Raw genomic sequence first — 1098 nt, 5'->3', positions numbered from 1 at the left:
GTACAGGCGGCGCGGCTCAGCTTCCGCAAACAGCTCGCGATGGGCGGTGCGTCAGCGCGCTGGCGCAAGGCGGTCGACTTCCTCGGGGTGAGCGGCGGCGTGGCCCGCGGGGCGGTGTTCGCGGCGGCCGGAGGCTTCATCGTGTACGCGGCCGTGCAGTACGACCCCGGCCAGGCGAAGGGGATCGACGACACGCTGCGGGCGTTCAGCGGGACACCGGCGGGGCCGTGGCTGCTCGTGGTGGTCGCCGTCGGGCTGGTGCTGTTCGGACTGTTCTGCTGGGCGTTGGCCCGGTGGTGCAAGGTCTGAGCGCGAGCCGGCCGCGGCTTCCTGGCCAGGCCGGTTCCGGAACGGCACACTGAGGGGGTTGGCCGCCCCGATGGTCAGGAGTGTCCGTGCCCGTCCCGATCATCATCGACTGCGATCCCGGGCACGACGATGCCCTCGCGATCATGCTGGCGGCCGGTGATCCAGCGGTCGACCTGCTGGCCATCACCACCGTTGCGGGCAATCAGACGCTGGAGAAGACCACGCTGAACGCCCGCCGGGTCTGCACCGTCGCCGGCATCACCGGCGTGCCGATCGCGGCGGGATGCGACCGGCCACTGGTACAGCCGCTGGCGGTGGCGTCCGACGTACACGGCGTGTCGGGACTGGACGGGCCGCGGTTCCCGGAGCCCACCGTGGACGTGGTCCCGGAGCACGCCGTGGACCTGATCCACCGGATCCTGACCGAACACCCCGAGCCGGTGACCCTCGTCCCGACCGCACCGCTGACCAACATCGCCCTGCTGCTGACCCGTTATCCCGGCGACGCCGCCCGGATCCGCGAGATCGTCCTCATGGGCGGCTCCACGGAACGGGGCAACCGCAGCCCGGCGGCCGAGTTCAACGTCCAGACCGATCCGGAGGCGGCGGACATCGTCTTCCGCAGCGGGGTGCCGGTCACCATGTGCGGGCTCAATGTCACCCACCAGGCCCTCGCCACCCGCGAGGTCGTGGCCCGCTTCGAGGAACTGGGCACCGAGCTGGCCGTCGTTCCGGAGAGCGGGTGGCCTTGCGCGGCCCGTGCCGGCGAGGGGTGCTCGCCCACAGGTT

At 71.8% G+C, this 1098-nt stretch carries 2 protein-coding genes; both read left to right on the top strand.

The genetic code is table 11. The annotated features are described in order from the left end of the window. Positions 1-309: DUF1206 domain-containing protein (locus AB0B01_RS30915; RefSeq protein ID WP_361726327.1), on the top strand; the 309-nt coding region annotated here is incomplete at its 5' end. A gap of 86 nt (positions 310-395) precedes the next feature. Further along, positions 396-1098: nucleoside hydrolase (locus AB0B01_RS30910; protein WP_361726324.1), on the top strand; the 703-nt coding region annotated here is incomplete at its 3' end.

Source organism: Streptomyces sp. NPDC044571, assembly GCF_040647115.1.
Taxonomy (GTDB): Bacteria; Actinomycetota; Actinomycetes; order Streptomycetales; family Streptomycetaceae; genus Streptomyces.
Note: the sequence above shows the minus strand (reverse complement) of the source record. Positions and strands in the feature narration are given on the sequence as shown.